The sequence below is a fragment of the Actinosynnema sp. NPDC037264 genome (assembly GCF_055603705.1).
The window spans coordinates 120833-138000 of the sequence record NZ_JBVJVK010000012.1 but is presented as its reverse complement, the minus strand read 5'-3'; the positions used below and the strand labels follow the sequence as shown (position 1 = coordinate 138000).

Genomic DNA, 17168 nt, shown 5'->3' with positions numbered 1-17168 from the left:
CCTACAAAGGTGTGTTGCCGTGCTTGCGCAGCGGCAGGTCGGCGTGCTTGGAACGCAGCATCTCCAGGCCGCGGATGAGCACCGGTCGGGTGTCGGCCGGGTCGATCACGTCGTCGACGAGCCCGCGCTCGGCGGCGTAGGACAGGTGCATGAGCTCGGCGCGGTACAGGTCGATCTTCTGCTGCCGGACCGCCTCGCGGTCGCCGTTCGCGGCGGCGATGTCGCGCCGGAAGATGATGTCGACGGCCGCTTCCGGTCCCATGACGGCGATCTCGTTGCCCGGCCACGCCAGCACGAGGTCCGCGCCGATCGAGCGGGAGTCCATGACGATGTACGCGCCGCCGTAGGCCTTGCGCACGATCACCGACATGCGCGGCACCGTGGCGTTGCAGTAGGCGGCCAGCAGCTTCGCACCGTGCCGGATGATGCCGTCGTGCTCCTGGCCGACACCGGGCAGGAAGCCGGGCACGTCCACGAACGTGACGATCGGGATGTTGAAGCAGTCGCAGGTCTGCACGAACCGCGCCGCCTTCTCCGACGCCGCGATGTCCAGAGCGCCGGCCAGCACGGACGGTTGGTTGGCCACCACGCCCACGACGTGACCGCCCAGCCGGGCGAACGCGCAGATGACGTTGGTCGCCCAGCCCTCCTGCACCTCCAGCACGAACCCGTCGTCGACGACCTCCTCGATCACCGCCCGCATGTCGTAGGGCCGGTTGCCGTCGGCGGGCACCAGCTCGTGGAGCCCCTCGGCGCGGCGGTCGACCGGGTCGGTCGACGGCCACGCGGGCGGTTGCTCCCGGTTGTTGGCGGGCAGCATCGACAGCAGCAGCCGGACGTCCTCCAGGCACGACCGCTCGTCGTCGTAGGCGAAGTGCGCGACCCCGGAGAGCCGGTTGTGCACGTCCGCGCCGCCGAGCTCGTCCATGGTGACCCGCTCGCCGGTCACCGTCGCCACCACGTCCGGCCCGGTGAGGAACATCTGGGAGATGCCGCGGACCATGAACGTGAAGTCGGTCAGCGCCGGGCTGTACGCGGCGCCGCCGGCGCACGGACCGAGCATCACGCTGATCTGCGGGATGACGCCGGACGCCTTGGCGTTGCGCCGGAAGATCCCGCCGAACCCGGCGAGCGCCGTGACGCCTTCGTGGATGCGGGCGCCCGCGCTGTCGTTGAGCGACACCAGCGGCGCGCCGGCCGCCACCGCGAGGTCCATCACCTTGTGGATCTTCTCCGCGTGCGCCTCGCCGACCGCGCCGCCCAGGATGCGGAAGTCCTGGGCGTAGACGAAGACCGTCCGCCCGAGCACGGTGCCCCAGCCGGTCACCACGCCGTCGGACAGCGGGCGGTGGTCCGCCCGGCCCAGCCCGGCGTGCCGGGCCCGGCGCAGGCCCTCGACCTCCTGGAACGACCCCTCGTCGAGCAGCAGCGCGATCCGCTCGCGGGCGGTCAGCTTGCCCTTGTCCCGCTGCCGCCGTGCGGCTTCGTCGTCGTCGTCGTCGAGCAGTGCGCGCTTCAGCTCGACGACCTTCTCCAGCGCGTCGTGCGCCATGCTTCCCCCCTCTTGGTGACCGCCGTCAGGCGGGCAACCGCTTCTGCTGTGCGAGTGCGACGAGCGCCGCCTTGTCGACCTTCCCGTTGGCCAGGCGGGGCAGGGACTCGACCACGGTCAGGACGTCGAGGTCCGCGGTGGGCAGGTCCGGTGCGCTGTCGGTGGCAGTCCGGACGAACCCGGCGAGCCGGGCCGGGCCGCCGTCGGTCGCGGGCACCCCCACCACGGCGCACTCCACCACGTCCGGGTGGGCTTCGAGCGCCCGGCGGACCGACGACGGCGAGACGACCTCGCCGCCCCGGCGGACCAGGTCGCCGATGCGGTCGACCACGGTCAGCAGGCCGTCCGGGGACAGCGAGCCGTAGTCGCCGGTCGGGAACCAGCCGGGCGCCACCGGGGTCACGCCCGAGCCGTCGAGGTAGCCCTGCATGACGCTCGGGCCCGCGACCCAGATCTGCCCGGCCACCCCCATCGGCACCGGCTCCGCGGTCGGGTCGTCCAGCGCCGCGATCCGGACCGCGACGTCCCGCACGGGCGCGCCCACCGAGCCGACCCGGTCGTAGCCGGCGCGTTCGGTGCTGACCAGCGACGTGGTCTCGGACAGCCCGTAGCCCTGCCGGCACGGGATGCCCAGCGTGGCGCCGATCCGGGTGGCCGCCTTCTCCGCCAGCGCGGTGCTCCCGGAGCCGACCATGCGCAGGTGCCGGACCCGCGTCGAGCCGAACGCCGGGTCGGCCGCCAGCTGCTCCAGCCGCACCGGCAGGGAGTACAGGTGGGTCGCCCGCGCCTCGTCGGCGGCGAGCACCGAGTCGAGCACGCGCCGGTGGCCGACCAGGACCTGCCGGACGCCGGCCAGCACCGACGCGTTCATGTGCATCGGGTAGAAGATCGGCCTGCTGTGCGCGAGCCCGCCCGAGGCGGCGAGCCCGTGGGCGTCGGCGAGCTGGGCGGCGTTGGTCAGGACGTTGCGGTGGCTGTAGGCGACCGCCTTCGCCCGGCCGGTCGACCCGCTGGTGAACATCAGCGCGGCGGTGTCGTCCGGCAGCACCGGCGCCGCGCCGGTCCGCAGCCGGAGCAGCCGGCCGAACTCGACCCGGACCTCCTCCCGGACCAGGTCTAGCATCCCCTGCTCGGCCAGCTTGGCGCGCAGGGCGTCCGACCCGGCCTCGGACACCAGCACGGCCGAGGGCATCGCCAGCCGCAGCACGTGGGCCACGGCCGGCGCGGGCAGCAGCGGGTTGATCGGCGCGACGACGTTGCCGCTGCGGATCGCCCCGTAGTAGTAGGCCGGGAACACCGGGTCGAGGTCGGCCACCAGGCCGACCACCCCGCGCCCCGGTGCGGCCGCGCCCAGCGCCCTGGCCACCGACGAGGCCACGTCGTCCCAGTCCCGGAAGGTCAGCGCGTCCGCGCCGACCTGCACCGCCGGCCGGTCGGCGCCGGCGCGGACGGCCTCGGTCAGCAAGGTGTCCACCGCGGCGGGCCGCGGGTCGGCCAGCGGCCCGGCCGCCACCCAGGACCGCCCGGCTTCCGGCCAGCGCATCGTGTCGTCCATGACGTCCCCCATCACCAGTTCGTCCTCATGCGAAGCACTCCGGCAACCCGCCGTTGAGCGCGACCATCTCCGCGAACACCGCGACGACGTCCAGCGGCGCGCCCGGCGCGGCGCCGTCGAGTTCGGCGTAGGCGCGGTGCAGGTTCGCGACCAGCCGTTCCGGCTCGCCCCACCGGGCGAACTCGTCCGGGTCCGCCCGCTGCGCGGCCTCGGCGGGGGTCAGGCCCTCGCGCCGCCCGGCCGTCGCGACCCCGTCCAGCCAGTCCAGGTACCGCTCGGTGTCGTCCAGCAGCCCGGCGCCGCCGACCGGTCCGTGGCCCGGCACGACCACCCTGGGCCGCAGGTCCCGCAGCGACGCGACCGCGGCGCGCATCCCGGACACGGACCCCATCAGCAGGAACGGGGTGCGGCCCGACATGATCACGTCACCGGCGAACAGCACGCGTTGCTCGGGCAGCCACACGACCGTGTCGCCGCGGGTGTGCGCCGGCCCGACGTGGAACAGCTCGACCGTGCGGCGGCCGTCGTGCAGGACGAGCCGGTCCTCGTAGGTGCAGTCGGGCAGCCGCACGGCGGGCTCCCCCCACCGGACGTCCGGCCACAGGCCGGTCAGCCCCAGGCCGCTCGCCGCCATCTCCCGGGCGGCCTCCACGTGCGCGAGGACCCTGGTGCCCGCCGGGAAGCGGCACCCGCCGAAGACGTGGTCACCGTGGAAGTGCGTGATGACCAGGTGGTCGATCGGCTGCGGGGCCAGGGCCCGGACCGCGGCGAGCTGCGCCTCGGTCCGGTCCCGGGTGGCGCACGTGTCGATCACGGTGGTGCCCTCCGCCCCCACGAGGACACCGCTGTTGTTGACGCACCAGCCGCCGTGCTCCTGCAGGTAGGCGAACACCCCCGGCGCGAGCTCCACCGGCGTCGGCGCGGGTGGCAGGTCGATCCGCACGCGTGACACGGTCAGACCCCCTCCAGCAGCGACTTGGCGATCAGCATCGTGGCCATGCTGTTGGCGCTGAGCGCGTCGCGCGCCTTGGCCAGGTTCGCCGCGGTGCTCGCCTGGTCGCGGGCGACCTCCGGGCGCAGCCGGATGGTGTGCTCGGAGGTGAGCACGGTCTCGCCCTGCCCGGCTCGGATGGTCCAGTTGCCCAGGTGCAGGTCGAGCAGCGGCGGCAGGTCGAGCTGCTTGTAGCCGATGCGGCCGGTGCCCTCCGTGATCCGGATGGACATCGTCTCGTGCTCGCCCACCTTGGACAGCGTCGTCATCCGCAGCGACTGGACGTCGTGCGTGCCGTAGTCGTCCAGCCGCACGGCCGCGACGTGCGGCAGCCGGTCGGTCCAGTGCTCGGCCTCCCACAGGAACGCGTGCACCGCGTCCGCCCCGGCGGCGATCCGGACCGAGTCGGAGAACGTCCGGACCTCGCCCCCGCCCCGCTCGGCGACGGCCTTGACGTTGGCCAGTTCGGTCCGGCTGTTCTCGTCGGTGACCTTCTCGATCCAGGCGAGCGCCTCGGCGTCGTCGTCGACCGCCGAGAACGTGTGCAGCAGCCGGAGGTGGGTCCGCCCGGGGCCGTCCTCCTCGACGACCCAGGTGCCGCTCATGGTGGCGATCGGCGGCGCGGGCACCGCTTGGCGGAAGGTGATCCGGTGCGCCACGGGGTCGAGCTCGCGCACCGAGGTCCACGATTTCACCTCCTCGCCCGCGCTCGCCCAGATCCGGAAGGTCTCCGTCGTGCCGCGGCGCTCGACGTGCGTGACCTGGATGGTCGGTTCGAACAGCTCGGGCCAGCGCTCGGCGTGGGCGAGCAGGGCGTAGACGTCGCGGGGATCGGCGTCGATCGTGATGTCGTGCGTGGTGTCCATTGCGTGCCCTCGCGTCAGTAGTTGCCCAGCCCGCCGCAGACGTTGAGCGCCTGCGCGGTGATGGAGGCGGCCAGTGGGGTGGTGAGGTACTCGACGAGGCCCGCGACCTCGTCCGGCGTGCTGTAGCGGCCCAGCGGGATCTTGGCCTCGAACTTGGTCAGCACGTCGGCCGCGGACACGTCCCAGATCCGGGCGTAGTTCTCCCGGACGTGTTGCGCCATCGGGGTTTCCACGTAGCCGGGGCAGACCGCGTTGACCGTGATGCCGGTGCCGGCCAGCTCCAGGCCGAGGGCCTTGGTGAAGCCGACCACGCCGTGCTTCGAGGCGCTGTAGGGCGCGCCCAGGACGACGCCCTGCTTGCCGCCCGTCGAGGCGATGTTGATGATCTGGGCGGCCTCGCGCGTGGTCATCCCGCCGGTCGTCAGCACGTGCCGCGACATCAGGAAGACGCTGCGCAGGTTGGTGTTGACGACGTTGTCCCACAGCTCGGTCGACAGGCCGCTGGTGACGCCCCCGCCGGGGATGCCCGCGTTGTTCACCAGGGTCGTGACCGGGCCGAACGCCGCGACGCCCGCGGCCACGAAGGACTCGACCTGCGACTCGTGCCGCACGTCGCACGACTGGCCGTCGGCGGTGATGCCGAGCTCGGCGAGGTCGGCGACGGTCTCCTTGACCCGCCGCGCGTCGCGGGCGCCCAGGAACACCCGGTAGCCGGCCGCGCCCAGCCGCTTGGCGATGGCCAGGCCGATCCCGCTCGTGCCGCCGGAGATCAGCGCGACCCGGTCGTCGGTGGTGTGCTCAGGCAGCATCGCGCTCCTCCTCGATCACGTCGAGCAGGGCGGCCGGGGTCTTGGCGTGTTCCAGGACGTCGTCGTCGAGCTGGACCCCGTGCTCGCGCTTGAGGACGTTCAGCACCTCCAGCAGCGCGATGGAGTCGAAGCCGATGTCGTCGAAGGAGGTGTCCGGGTCGACGTGGGTCGCGAGGTCGAAGGTCTCGTCCTCGCCCGCCACCTCGCGGAGCACCGCGGTCAGGGTGTCGATGTTCATTGCGTTCTCCCTCAGTCGGAGTCGAGTTCGGTGTGCGGCTTCGTCAGCACCATCGCCGAGTTGAAGCCGCCGCGGCCCCTGGCGAGCACCAGGGCCGTGTGGACCCGGCCCGCGGCCGGGTGGTCGACGACGTGCAGCGCGCTCGCCGCCTCGGAGAGCTCGTAGCGCGGTGTGGGTGGGACGACCTGCTTGGCGATCGCCAGGCACGCCGTCGCGACGTCGAGCGCGCTGCCCGCGCAGCCGAGCCGGCCGATGCCGGTCTTCGGCACGGTCACCGGGACGCCTCCCGGGCCGAACACGGCGGTGATCGCCCGCGCTTCGCGGTCGTCCATCTCGCGGGTGCCGAACCCGTCGGCGAACACCACGTCGACGTCGCCCGCGTCCACCTCGGCGTCGTCCAGCGCGACGCGGATCGCGCGCTCCAGGCCGCGGCCGTCCCGCGCCACACCGTCGAATGTGGACGCGAAGCCCGCGATCGCGGCGTAGGCCGCGCGGGAACCGGTGCGGTCGGGCCGTTCCACGGTCATGATCGCCCCGCCCTCGCCGGACACGAAGCCGTCGGCGTGCGGCGAGAACGGCCGGTACGCCGTGCGCGGGTCCGGGTCGGTCGCCATGAGCCCGGCGCTGGTGTAGGCCGACCAGCCCCACGGGCAGAGGTTGGTGTCCACGGCGCCGGCGAGCACGAGCTCGCAGTCGTGCCGCAGCTGCCGCCGCGCCTGGCCGACCGCCTCCATGCCACCGGTGTCGTCGGTGACCAGCGCGCGGGCGGCTCCCCGCAGGTTGTGCCGGATGGAGATCTGGCCGGTGTTGACCGCGTAGAACCAGGCGAACGACTGGTACGCGCTCACGTGGGCCGGGCCGCGCGACCACAGCGCCTGCATCTCCTTCTGCGCGAACTCGAACCCGCCGCCGTTGTTCGCGGTCACCACCGCCGAGGCGTGCTCGGCGTAGGCGCCGTCCGGGATCGCCGCGTCGTCGAGCGCGTCGCGGGTCGCGACCAGCGCGAACTGGGTGACGCGGTCGGTCTGCGGCAGCAGCCGGGCGGGCAGGTGGTCCCTCGGGTCGAACCCGGGGTGCTCCCCGGCGATCCCGGTGGCGTACCGGCCGCCGTCGAACCGGGTGATCGGGCCGATCGCGTTGGCCGACTCGAGCAGCGCGCTCCAGTACGGGTCGACGCCGATGCCGAACGGCGTGACGACGCCCAGGCCGGTGATGTGCGGTCTCATCGCGTCGCACCCGCCTTCGAGATGATCATGGCGCTCTGGAACCCGCCGAACCCGCTGCCCACGCTGAGCACGTGCTCCGGGGCCGCTTCCCGCGCGTGGACCGGGACGTAGTCGAGGTCGCACTCGGGGTCGCGCTCGGTCCAGTTGGCGGTGGGCGGCAGCAGCCGGTGCTGCAGGGCCAGCAGGCAGGCCGCGATCTCGATGGAGCCGATCGCGCCCAGCGAGTGGCCGACCATGGACTTGATCGAGCTGACCGGGGTGCGGTAGGCGTGCTCGCCGAGCGCGAGCTTGAACGCCGCGGTCTCGTGCCGGTCGTTCTGCTTGGTGCCCGACCCGTGCGCGTTGACGTACCCGATGTCGGTGGGCGCGAGGCCCGCCTGGTCCAGGGCCGCGGTGATCGCCGCCGCCATCTCCACGCCGTCCGGCCGCAACCCGGTCATGTGGTAGGCGTTGCACCTGCTCGCGAAGCCCGAGAGCTCGCCGTAGATCGGCGCGCCCCGCCGCCGGGCCGACTCCAGCTCCTCGATGACGAACATCGCCGCGCCCTCGCCGAGCACGAACCCGTTGCGGCTCTTGTCGAAGGGCCGCAACGCCCGTTCCGGCTCGTCGAGCCGCGGCGTCGTCGCCTTGATCGCGTCGAAGCAGGCGATCGTGATGGGCGAGATCGGCGCGTCGGACGCGCCGCACACGGCCCGGTCGACCGTGCCCTCCCGCACGAGCTCGACCGCGTGCGCCACGGCGTCGAGCCCGGAGGTGCACCCGCTGGACACCACCGAGACCGGCCCTTCCGCGCCGACCTCGACGGCCAGCTCGGCGGCGATGGAGCTGGGGATGTAGTAGTCGTAGTAGTGCGGGCTCGCCAGGGACTCGTCCACTTCCCAGGCGGTGCCGCGCCCGCTCATCCGCACGTACTCGGACTCCAGGGCCGGGGTCGACCCGACCGCGGTCCCGACCACGACGCCGGTCCGCCCCGGGTCGCCCTGGCCCAGGTCGATCCCGCTGTCCTCGATCGCCTCCCGCAGGGCGACCAGCGCGAACTGCCCGACCCGGTCCAGCCGCGCCACCTCGGCGGCGCTCAGGCCGCACGACGCCGGGTCGAAGTCGACCTCGGCCGCGACCCGCGACCGGAACGGCGTCGGATCGACCAACGTCATGATCCGGGTGGCGGTGCGCCCCTCGGAGATCAGGTTCCAGAAGTTCTTCCGCCCTGGTGCGCCCGGCGCCACCACACCGATGCCGGACACCACGACCCTTCGAGTGCTCGTCATGCTCAACCCCACGTCCCCCCTTGAGATCAACGATTCGTCAGTTCGGCTTCGCGGTCCGCGACACGACCCGGTGCCCCGCGTTCCCCTCGACCCGGAGCACGTCCGCGAACTCGATCACCCCGGAGACGCGCGAGCCCTGGCCCACGACGGACTCCACGGTCAGCACCGTGCCCCGCACCCGGAGGCCGTCGCCGGTCGGCGTGATCGCGCAGTTCGACATGAAGTGCCGCTGCACGGCGCCGCGCGCGGACCGGGCGTCCCGGAGGACCCGGCTGTGCTCGACGATCCGGGCACGTCCCCGCAGCGTCCGCAGACCGTCGATCACGAACTCGGCGTCCGCGGCGAACGTGTCGCCGTAGGCGTCGAAGTCGCCGCGGTCGAGCGCGTGGACCTGCTCGGCGTAGAACCGCTCGACCGCGCTCCGGTCGTCCCCGCCCATCAGGACCGCCACGGCTTGTCGTCGCGGGTCACCTTGCGGGCCCGGACCTGCCAGCGGTCGTCGCGCCGCACCAGGACGTCCTCGCACAGCGTGCTGGCGTAGACGACGGGCGGCGTGCCCGCGCCGCTCTCCACGACGAGGACGTAACTGCTCGCCCGCGCCAGCGTCGCGGTGCGCGGCACGACCCGCAGCATCGACACCAGGTGCCGGTGGGTGATGCCGTCGCGGGCCCGCTGCTCGACGCCGGCCGCGGCCGCCGCCTCGATCGCGGCGCGCCCGTGCACGAGCCGGTCGAATCCGCTCGCCGCGAAGGTCGCTTCGGGCACGAAATCCGCGGCGAACGCGGCCGTGTCGCCCCGGTCGAGGGCGCCCAGGTGGTTCACGTAGAACCGGGACAGTTCCTCGTGCAGCGACACTTCCGCGCGGACGGGCGGTCGGATCATTTTCAAGGTCGTCATGAGCCACCGGATTCAGTCGTCGGTCGTTCGTGGCGGTAAGCCGGAGTGCCGGCTCGTCAATGTTGTCGGCGACGTTATGGCGCGGTGTCCGGCGGCGGCAATCGACTTGCACTGGAGTTCGTCAATCCTGCACTCCTGTTCACCCCGCGTATCGCGTCCCGGGCACCGAGAGGAGTCGACGCAGGTGGGAGGCCTGTGCGGGCACGCTCGCGCGGGCCCGCACGAGGAGGTGGCGATCTTTGCCGACGGCCGCGCGAAGTGCGGTCAGCGGCCGTTCCGAATAATTCTCATTATCTGCCGAGGCCGTCCGGACCACGACGGCCGGCGCACCGGAAACCGATCTTGGCGCAGTTCTCCGGTTCACCCGCGCTCGTCGCCCGTCCGCGGTTACCATGACCTGGTCCGATGCCACAGCGACACTGGTGCGGGGAGGTACCAATGCGCGAGGGAGCTTCTGGGGGGCAGGTCCCGGCGGAGCGTTCAAGATTCATCAGGATTCACAACCGGAACGCGGATCCGACCGACCGGCTCGACTATTGGAATGAGCTGACCGAGAGCACGCGGTACGGCAAGAGCGGGATGCCGTTGATTGTGGCCGACCCGACTTTCCAGGCCGATTACACCGGGCACTGGGTCGGCGAGGCGGGCGTGGTGGCCGGCCGGATGGACGCCGGCGCGTTCCTGGTCGACCGCAGCCGGGCGGACGGCATCGACGGCGGTCGCGTGCAACTCATCCTCTCGGGCAGCAACGGCGCGCGGATCGACGCGCGGGGCTCCGCGCACGAGATCGGCCCCGGCTCGCTCTACCTCCAGTTCCACGACGAGCCGCGGCGCGTCCTGTGGGACAAGCCGGACCGGCAGCTGATCGTGGACATCGACTCGTCGCGGCTGACCGTGGACGTCGAGGTGCTCCGGCGGGCGATGTTCTCGCCGCTGCCCGTCGACCGGGACCTGGTGGACCTGTTCGTCCAGTCCGCGACCAGGATCCTCCACACACCGCGTTGCGCGACCCCGGCGGCCGGGCCGTTCCTGGTCAGCCTGGTCGAGCTGCTGGTGCGCAGCGCGCTGGGCGACGACGTCGAGCTGACGGAGACCGGGCCCGCGCTCCGGGGCCGGGCACTGGCCGTCATGCGGGAGAACCTCTCGCGCACCGACCTCAGCGCGGAGGACGTGGCGGCGGCCCTGAACATCTCGCGCCGCAGCCTGTTCCAGCTCTTCGACGACGGGACACCGCCCATGACGGTGCTCCGCCGGATGCGCATCGCGCGCGCCCAGGAGATCCTCGGCGACGGCAGGCGGGACGACCTGACCATCGCGCAGGTCTCCCGGTTGTGCGGCTTCGGCACCTCGCGCGGGTTCAACAACGCGTTCCTGCGGGAAGCCGGCCAGCGCCCCACCGACTACCGCCGCAACCGCAGCGCGCCGTCGACCACCGAACCCTGAACCGCCCCGACCGGACTACCTCAGCTGCGCGACCGGCACGACGGCCGCCGCGGCGAACCCGGCCGCGGCCACGACCGTCCTGATCAGGTGGAAGCGGCGCCAGCTGTCGCGGTGCGCGGCCCACGAGTCCGGGATCGACCCGACCCAGCTGTCCGCCAGCACGTTCAGCGGCACCAGTGTCGTGACCGTGATGACGATGCCGGCCAGCATCGCCACCGCGGCGAGGATGCCGGCGACGAGCACGGTCGCGTCCTTCCGGTAGCTGAGCACCGCGACCGCGCTCGACGCCAGCATCCCCACCACGAACAGCGGCGGCATGAACCGCCCGTAGTCCCGGTTCACCGCCTGCCAGTACGACACGTAGGCGCTCGGACTCATGGTGGCGACGCCCGGGTTGAACGCGATGCCGAAGCACAACCCGGCGTACAGCCCGGTGGCGAGCAACGACAGCACGATGGAGATCGCGTAGACCGACTTCACCCCGGGCACCTTCCTCTCGGACCCGTCCAGTGCACTACAGGATGGCGATCCCGGCGACCGCATGGATCACCGCCAGCACCGCGCCGCCACCCATCAGCCCCTTCTCCTTGCGCCAGACGCCGATGGCGACGTCGATCAGCTGGATCGCGGCGGCGACGAAGAGCAACCAGGCGACCCCGGCGCCCCGTTCGAACCAGGGCAGGACCGCGGCGACGAGCCCGAGCGGCACGGCGCGCGCCGCGTACATGTAGGCGAAGAACCGCTCGGCGGCCTCGACGGTCGTCGAGCCGCTCATCGACGCCGGGCGGGCTCCGGCCGCCGCGGCGAACCCCACGCTGAGCAGCGCGGCCAGTGTGTTCAACACGAGTAGGACGGTCATTGTGTCACTCCTGCACTGTGTACTCACTCAACTGTTGAGTGATGCTACAGTACCGGTATGGAAGCGACAACGCACCCGGAAGAGCGACTCTCCGACTCGCTGGCGTTCCGGCTGACCGTGCTCGGCGCGGTCGTGCAGAAGGAGTTCGCGCTGCACCTGAAGGAGGCGGGGCTGACACCGAAGCACCTCGGCGTGCTCGACGTCGTCGACCGCGGGTTGGCCCGGACCCAGGACGACGTCGCCACGCTCATGCAGGTCACGCCCGGCATGGTCGTCCGCCTGGTCGATCACCTGGAGCAGCGCGAACTGCTCCGGCGCCGGCGGGACCCGATCAACCGGCGGCGGCACATCCTCACCGTCACCGAGGGCGGCGCCAAGGTCCTGGCCGAGGGCGCCGCCTTCGCCGCGACGGTGGACGCCCGCCTGGTCGCCACCACCGGTCGGACCCTGGCCGGTCGCCTCGACGAGGCCCTCACCGCCCTCATGCGCCCCCTCACCGGCGAAGGATGACGCCGGTGAGGGGGCGCCAGGCGGCCCGCTCCCACGAGGAACGCGGCCGGGCGTGATCCGAGCCGCGTGACGTTCGACAGCCGCCATTTCTCGGCGGTCGTCAATAACGAGCAATCACCGGAACGCGCTGTCAGGCGGACCGGTCGAATCGAGTTCCGGCCGCGTGCGACAAACCCGCGTCAGGTCAATTGGGTGATGACGATGTCGGCGGGGCCGCCGGAACCGGTGACGCCTTCCGGCGTGAGGCACTGCTGCGGCGTGGTGTTGAGCACCACCGCGTTCATGACGACCAGGGCTCCGGCGAACCGGCCGGCGGTCACCCTGCCCTGGTACACGACGACCGTCTCGTTGGCCGGACGCAGCACCACCACGCCGGCGGCGGCCACCGTGGTCGTCTCGCCGGTGTTCCAGGTGATGGTCACCGTGATGGAGACGCTCCCGGCCAGGCAGGAGATCAGGCCGGTCACCACGACCCGGTACCCGCCGGACGTGATCGCCGGCGACCCGCTGGACACGCACGGGCCGTAGTCCGCGCGCGAGGTGATCGTGACGGGCCTGATCTGCGCGGTCACCCCGGGCTCGTAGGTGTTGGCGCCGCTGCCCACGCACGACAGCAGCTCCGCGTCCGCCGCCTGCGCCGCGGGCACGGCGGCCACCAACCCGGCCGCGGCCGTCACCGCGACGACAACACCCGCGGCGGAACGCCGCAGCGCCGACCACGAATTCCTGATCCCACTCGTCCGCATCGGGGCGCCTCCGCGAATCCGCAACGGCAAAGGAATCGCCACTGTAACTCCGCCGCACCGCGCCATGAAGGTGAATTCAGATGCCACTTTCCGTGGGTGTCGCGAGCGGTGAAGCCGCAGATTTCGTTGTCCACGCCATCACGGCGAAGCGACACCTCGGCACCGGAGAGGCGGATTCGGCGCCCGGCCGGGTCCTCACCCGGCCGGGCGCCGCGGGGTCAGCGCCGAGGGGTGACCGAGTTCGCTGCGACGAGCGGGGCGAGTTGGACCCAGTCGACGTTGGGACCCGCGCCGGTGGCGTTGCCGAGGGTCAGCGCGCCGCCGGCGGTGGTCAGGTCGAGCGGCGAGGTCTCCGGCCAGAACCCGTCCCAGGTGTAGTTGTGGCGGTAGGGCGCACGGGTCGTGCCGCCACCGTCCTCGGTGGTGTCGAGGAACCTGGTGACCGCGTCGGTGTTGTAGGGGTGGCCGGTGTTCTTCTCGGCCTGGGCGTAGGCCACGGTCAGGTTGTACTGGCCGGCCCCGCGGACCGCGGCCGGCCGGGGCACGGTCAGCGTGCCGCCGTTGCCGAGTTGCCCGACGTAGGAGCCGCCGGACGCCCACGGGCCGGACGTGATCGCCGCCGTCCCGCCGAGTTGCCCGGCCTCGGCCTCGACGCGGACCGCGTGCCGGTCGGCGGCGGTGTCGCGGACCTGGGTGAGCGTGCCCAGGACCAGCGGCGTGCGGCCCTCGTTGGAGAGCACGACCTCGGTGACGCCTGCCTTGAGGTGCGCGGTCACGCTGCCCGTCCACGCGCCCGCCCGGTCGGCGGTCAGGTCTCCGCCCTCGACCCGGCGGTCGGACAGGGTCAGGCCCAGGGCGCTGCGGCCGGCGCCGAACCACGTGGTGGACAGCCCGTAGTAGCCGTCCTCCGCGGCCGAGACGTAGGTGGTCACGGTGTCACCCGGCCCCAGCACCACGGCGTCGGGCACGAGGGCGCGCAGCGCCCGGACCCCGCGGTCGACCGAGCCGCCGGTGCGGCGCGAGTCGGTCAGCTGGTAGGTGCTCGTCTCCGGGCCGGTGATCTCGGTGAGGTCGATGCGGTCCAGCGCGACGTCGGCGGGCCTGCCGAGGAAGCCCGTCGGGTCGCTGGTGCGCAGGGACAGGCGGTGGCGACCGGCGGTGAGCTGGACCGGCGTGTCGAGCCGGCCGCGGTACTGCCAGTTCAGCGTGGCCGGGAAGGTGAGGGTGGCGCGGTGGGCGTCGTCGACGTAGAGCGCCTGCCTGCCGACGAACCCGCCGGTGCCGTACAGCACGCCGAGCCGGTAGGTCCCGGTGCGCGGCACGTCGACGTCGACCGTGACGCGGGAGCCGGCGTTGTTCATGTAGCCGACGTCCTTGCCGCCGGACGTGGTGTAGCGCCAGCCCGACGGATCGGCCTGGTTGACCACGGCGGCGTTCTCCACCAGGCCGGATTCGGCTTCGTGGCTCGCGGTCCACGGCGCGTTCGCGACCGGGGCGGAGGCGAGCCCGGCCGGGGTGACGATCACCTGGTAGGCGGCCAGGGGGTCGCCGCCGGGCACCTTGACGGTGATCCCGCCGTCGGAGACCCGCACGCGTGCGGCGGCCACCACCGGTGGCTGCCCGGCGTCGCCCTCGTAGCCGGACCAGCTGGTCTTGGACACGCGCACGTCCACGTGCCCGCCGAAGGTCTTGCGGTCCAGGCCGGTGACGGCGACGTCGACCGGGTTGGCGGTGCCGCCGAGCAGGACGGTGGCCTTGGCGTCGGCGCGGTCGAGGGTGGCCAGGCCCTGGAGGGTGTCCCGGGTGCTGGGCCGGGGAGGGGTGACGCGGACGGTGTCGCCGGACAGGTCGGCGTACCACTTGGTCAGCCACCAGCCGCCGTTGGCGCGGGACGTGCGCACGGCGTGGTCGCTGAGGTTGCCGGCGAGCGTCCAGTACGCCATCTGCCCCTCGACCTTGGTGTCCTCCAGCATGGTGATCCACTGGATCATCTGACCGGGCACGGAGGTGTCGCGGCGGTTGGCGTACTCGGTGATGTTGATCGGGAGGGGATCGATGCCCAGGGACTTCTCGATGGCTCGGTAGTCCTCGTGGTGGGCGCGGTAGTGGTTGAGCGAGTCCGGGCTGAGCTCGTGCCAGGTGATGATGTCCGGCAGGACGTCGTTCGCCTTGGCGTAGACGAGGAAGTCGCGAAGCCGGCCCGGGTTGTAGCTGGCCTCGCCGGGTCCGTCGATGCGCGCGTCGGGCAGCACGGACTTGACGGTCCGGTAGACCTTCGTCCAGTCGGCGAGGAACTTGTCCTTCTTGGTGGCCCAGTCGCCGTACCAGATCCAGTCGGGCTCGTTGAAGATCGTCCACACGAACCGGTCGCGGTCCGGGCGTGCGGCGACCTTCTCCAGCTGGGGCCGCAGCCGGGCGATGTAGTCGTCGATGCCCAGGTCCTGGTAGGGCCAGGCGCTGTAGATGTCCTGCGAGTTGATGTAGACGTCCGCGCCGCCGGAGGCGAAGAGGTCGTCGGCCACGACGAGCGCGTCGCCGTTGGGGTGCTGTTCGCCGTCCGGGGGCTTCTGGGCGACGCTGCGCGGCTTCATGCCGGCGATGAGGTCGTGGGAGGGCACGCCGGGGTCGCCGAGGCCGTAGAGGATGCCGGTGGCGCCGCCGCGGAACGCCCCGGTGGAGGCGGCGAGGTCCACGCGCAGAGTCTCGGCCGTGGGCGCGGGCTGGGCGGCGGCGGTCGGTGAGCCGGGGATCGGGGACAGGGTGGCCAGCACCAGCGCGGCGGTCACCGCGCCGATGGTGGTCCGGGATCTTGCCGGTCGTTGTCGCATCGGTGCTCCAGGGTGGTCGTTGTCTACCGGAAGAGGGCGTTGACCTGCTCGTTGGCCTGGGTCAACGAGCCGGGGTCGGCTTGGGACGACAGCACGGCGTCGATGGCGGGCCCCATGACGGCGGAGATCTCCGGGGCGTGGTCGGTGATCGGGAACAGGTGGGTGGAGCCCTCGGCGAGGGGCTTGGTGAAGGCGGTGATGTCCACGCCCTTGGCGGCGAACGACTTCTCGGCCACGGCGAGGGCCTCGGGCAGGGCGGGGAACACCACGGCCTTCTCGCCCACCGACTTCTGGCACTCGGCGGAGGCGAGGTGCTTGACCCACTTCCAGGCGCCCTCGCGGTTGTCGGTGCCGGTGTAGATGGAATCGGCCAGGCCGTTGAAGATGGTGGCGCGCTTGCCGGACGGGCCGGTCGGGGTGGGTGCGACGCCGACCTCGACGCCGTCGTAGCCGAAGTAGCTGTTGATCATCCAGGAGCCGTTGGTGCTCAGCGCGTACTTGCCCGCGCCGAAGCCGTCGTTGACGCTGGTGCCCGAGCGGGCGACGGCCAGGCTGGGCATGTACCCCTTGTCGATCAGGCTCCGGAACCAGCCCATGGTCTGCTGGAAGCGGGGGTCGTCGTAGTTGAAGCGGCTGCCCCACGGGTTCTTGTCGGTGTAGGTCCAGCCGGTGCTCAGCGCGTACGCGCTCCACATCTGCTGGCCGACCCCGGCGCCGTTGTTCTCGTCCAGGCCCAGGCCGTGCACGGCCACCTTGGACTTGTCGAAGCCGGGCTGGTCGCCGCGCACGCCGTTGGCGTCGACGGTGAGCCGGGCGATCAGCTTCTCGTAGGTGCCGCCGTCCTGGGGGTTCCAGGTGAGGTTCGCCAGGTCGGACTCGGCGACGCCCGCCTCGGCGAGCATCTTCTTGTTGTAGAACAGCGCGACGGTGTCGAAGTCCTTGGGCAGGCCGTACCGCTTGCCGTCCTGGGTGGTCCACAGGTCGGCCAGGTCGTTGGGGTAGACGTCGGTGGGCACGGCGTCGCGTGCGACGAACTCGTCGAGCGGGAGCAGCTGGTTCTTCCCCGCGTAGGTCGGGAAGTAGTTGAGGTGGTTGGTGAACACGTCCGGGGCGGTGCCCGCGACGAGGTCGGTGGTCAGCTTGTTCCAGTAGTCGGCCCAGCCGAACTGCTCGACCTTCACGGTGGTGCCGGGGTTGGCCTGCTGGAAGGACGTGGCGCACGCCTGGTAGGCGGGCAGCTGGTTGGCGTCCCACAGCCAGTAGGTGATCTCGTCGGAGCCGCTGCCGCCGCCCGGCGCCCCGGCGCAGCCGGCGAGCGCCAACGAGACGGCGGCGGCCAGGGCGGCCGGCTTGGACAACTTGTTGTGCACGGTGAAAACT

17 protein-coding genes are annotated in these 17168 nt (G+C 72.1%); 2 read left to right on the top strand and 15 right to left on the bottom strand.

Annotated features, from left to right (window positions below):
• Position 1 precedes the first annotated feature (1 nt).
• Genes ACZ7GX_RS16565 through ACZ7GX_RS16520 form a run of 10 tightly spaced genes read right to left on the bottom strand, consistent with a single transcriptional unit; the run spans position 2 to position 9387 of the window.
• Positions 2–1552, bottom strand: a complete 1551-nt coding sequence (locus ACZ7GX_RS16565) for an acyl-CoA carboxylase subunit beta (protein WP_498777423.1) — start codon at positions 1550–1552, stop codon at positions 2–4.
• A 25-nt stretch (positions 1553–1577) separates the two neighbouring features.
• Positions 1578–3119 carry a class I adenylate-forming enzyme family protein gene (locus ACZ7GX_RS16560; protein ID WP_498777520.1) on the bottom strand — a complete coding sequence of 514 codons (1542 nt, stop codon included), beginning with the start codon at positions 3117–3119 and terminating at the stop codon, positions 1578–1580.
• 13 nt (positions 3120–3132) lie between these two features.
• Positions 3133–4050 carry an MBL fold metallo-hydrolase gene (locus ACZ7GX_RS16555; protein ID WP_498777421.1) on the bottom strand — a complete coding sequence of 306 codons (918 nt, stop codon included), beginning with the start codon at positions 4048–4050 and terminating at the stop codon, positions 3133–3135.
• 11 nt (positions 4051–4061) lie between these two features.
• Positions 4062–4964, bottom strand: coding sequence for an aromatase/cyclase (locus ACZ7GX_RS16550; RefSeq protein WP_498777419.1), 903 nt, complete (start codon positions 4962–4964; stop codon positions 4062–4064).
• A gap of 14 nt (positions 4965–4978) precedes the next feature.
• The gene (locus ACZ7GX_RS16545; protein WP_498777417.1) at positions 4979–5773 is read right to left on the bottom strand and encodes an SDR family NAD(P)-dependent oxidoreductase; all 795 of its coding nucleotides are present in this window, start codon (positions 5771–5773) and stop codon (positions 4979–4981) included.
• Positions 5763–6011 (bottom strand): acyl carrier protein, encoded by a 249-nt coding sequence (locus tag ACZ7GX_RS16540; RefSeq protein ID WP_498777414.1) that lies wholly within the window; start codon positions 6009–6011, stop codon positions 5763–5765. Before ACZ7GX_RS16540 ends, ACZ7GX_RS16545 begins: the two co-directional genes overlap by 11 nt.
• An 11-nt stretch (positions 6012–6022) precedes the next feature.
• Positions 6023–7237, bottom strand: a complete 1215-nt coding sequence (locus ACZ7GX_RS16535) for a beta-ketoacyl synthase N-terminal-like domain-containing protein (protein WP_498777412.1) — start codon at positions 7235–7237, stop codon at positions 6023–6025.
• Positions 7234–8505 (bottom strand): beta-ketoacyl-[acyl-carrier-protein] synthase family protein, encoded by a 1272-nt coding sequence (locus ACZ7GX_RS16530; protein WP_498777410.1) that lies wholly within the window; start codon positions 8503–8505, stop codon positions 7234–7236. The genes ACZ7GX_RS16535 and ACZ7GX_RS16530 overlap by 4 nt, the downstream gene beginning before the upstream one ends.
• Positions 8506–8542: 37 nt before the next feature.
• Positions 8543–8956 (bottom strand): nuclear transport factor 2 family protein, encoded by a 414-nt coding sequence (locus tag ACZ7GX_RS16525; protein WP_498777408.1) that lies wholly within the window; start codon positions 8954–8956, stop codon positions 8543–8545.
• Positions 8944–9387 carry a nuclear transport factor 2 family protein gene (locus ACZ7GX_RS16520; RefSeq protein WP_498777406.1) on the bottom strand — a complete coding sequence of 148 codons (444 nt, stop codon included), beginning with the start codon at positions 9385–9387 and terminating at the stop codon, positions 8944–8946. Before ACZ7GX_RS16520 ends, ACZ7GX_RS16525 begins: the two co-directional genes overlap by 13 nt.
• A gap of 594 nt (positions 9388–9981) precedes the next feature.
• On the opposite strand from ACZ7GX_RS16520, the gene ACZ7GX_RS16515 reads away from it, so the two are divergent.
• Entirely contained in the window at positions 9982–10845 is an 864-nt protein-coding gene (locus tag ACZ7GX_RS16515) for a helix-turn-helix domain-containing protein (protein ID WP_498777404.1), read from the top strand.
• 15 nt (positions 10846–10860) lie between these two features.
• Here ACZ7GX_RS16515 and ACZ7GX_RS16510 read toward each other — a convergent pair whose 3' ends face one another.
• Both ACZ7GX_RS16510 and ACZ7GX_RS16505 read right to left on the bottom strand, forming a co-directional pair.
• Complete coding sequence (locus ACZ7GX_RS16510) at positions 10861–11325, bottom strand: anthrone oxygenase family protein (protein WP_498777402.1); 465 nt, start codon at positions 11323–11325, stop codon at positions 10861–10863.
• 34 nt (positions 11326–11359) lie between these two features.
• Positions 11360–11689, bottom strand: coding sequence for a hypothetical protein (locus ACZ7GX_RS16505; protein ID WP_498777400.1), 330 nt, complete (start codon positions 11687–11689; stop codon positions 11360–11362).
• Positions 11690–11761: 72 nt separating this feature from the next.
• Between ACZ7GX_RS16505 and ACZ7GX_RS16500 the strand changes: the two genes are divergently transcribed.
• Positions 11762–12214 carry a MarR family transcriptional regulator gene (locus ACZ7GX_RS16500; protein ID WP_498777398.1) on the top strand — a complete coding sequence of 151 codons (453 nt, stop codon included), beginning with the start codon at positions 11762–11764 and terminating at the stop codon, positions 12212–12214.
• A gap of 179 nt (positions 12215–12393) precedes the next feature.
• Here ACZ7GX_RS16500 and ACZ7GX_RS16495 read toward each other — a convergent pair whose 3' ends face one another.
• The 3 genes from ACZ7GX_RS16495 to ACZ7GX_RS16485 all read right to left on the bottom strand — a co-directional run bounded on the left by ACZ7GX_RS16495 (position 12394) and on the right by ACZ7GX_RS16485 (position 17158).
• Positions 12394–12960: a hypothetical protein gene (locus ACZ7GX_RS16495; protein WP_498777396.1), complete on the bottom strand. Its 567-nt coding sequence runs from the start codon at positions 12958–12960 to the stop codon at positions 12394–12396.
• A gap of 218 nt (positions 12961–13178) precedes the next feature.
• Positions 13179–15788: a hypothetical protein gene (locus ACZ7GX_RS16490; protein ID WP_498777394.1), complete on the bottom strand. Its 2610-nt coding sequence runs from the start codon at positions 15786–15788 to the stop codon at positions 13179–13181.
• A 23-nt stretch (positions 15789–15811) separates the two neighbouring features.
• On the bottom strand, positions 15812–17158 hold the full coding sequence (locus ACZ7GX_RS16485) for an ABC transporter substrate-binding protein (RefSeq protein WP_498777392.1): 1347 nt from the start codon (positions 17156–17158) through the stop codon (positions 15812–15814).
• Positions 17159–17168: the final 10 nt, after the last annotated feature.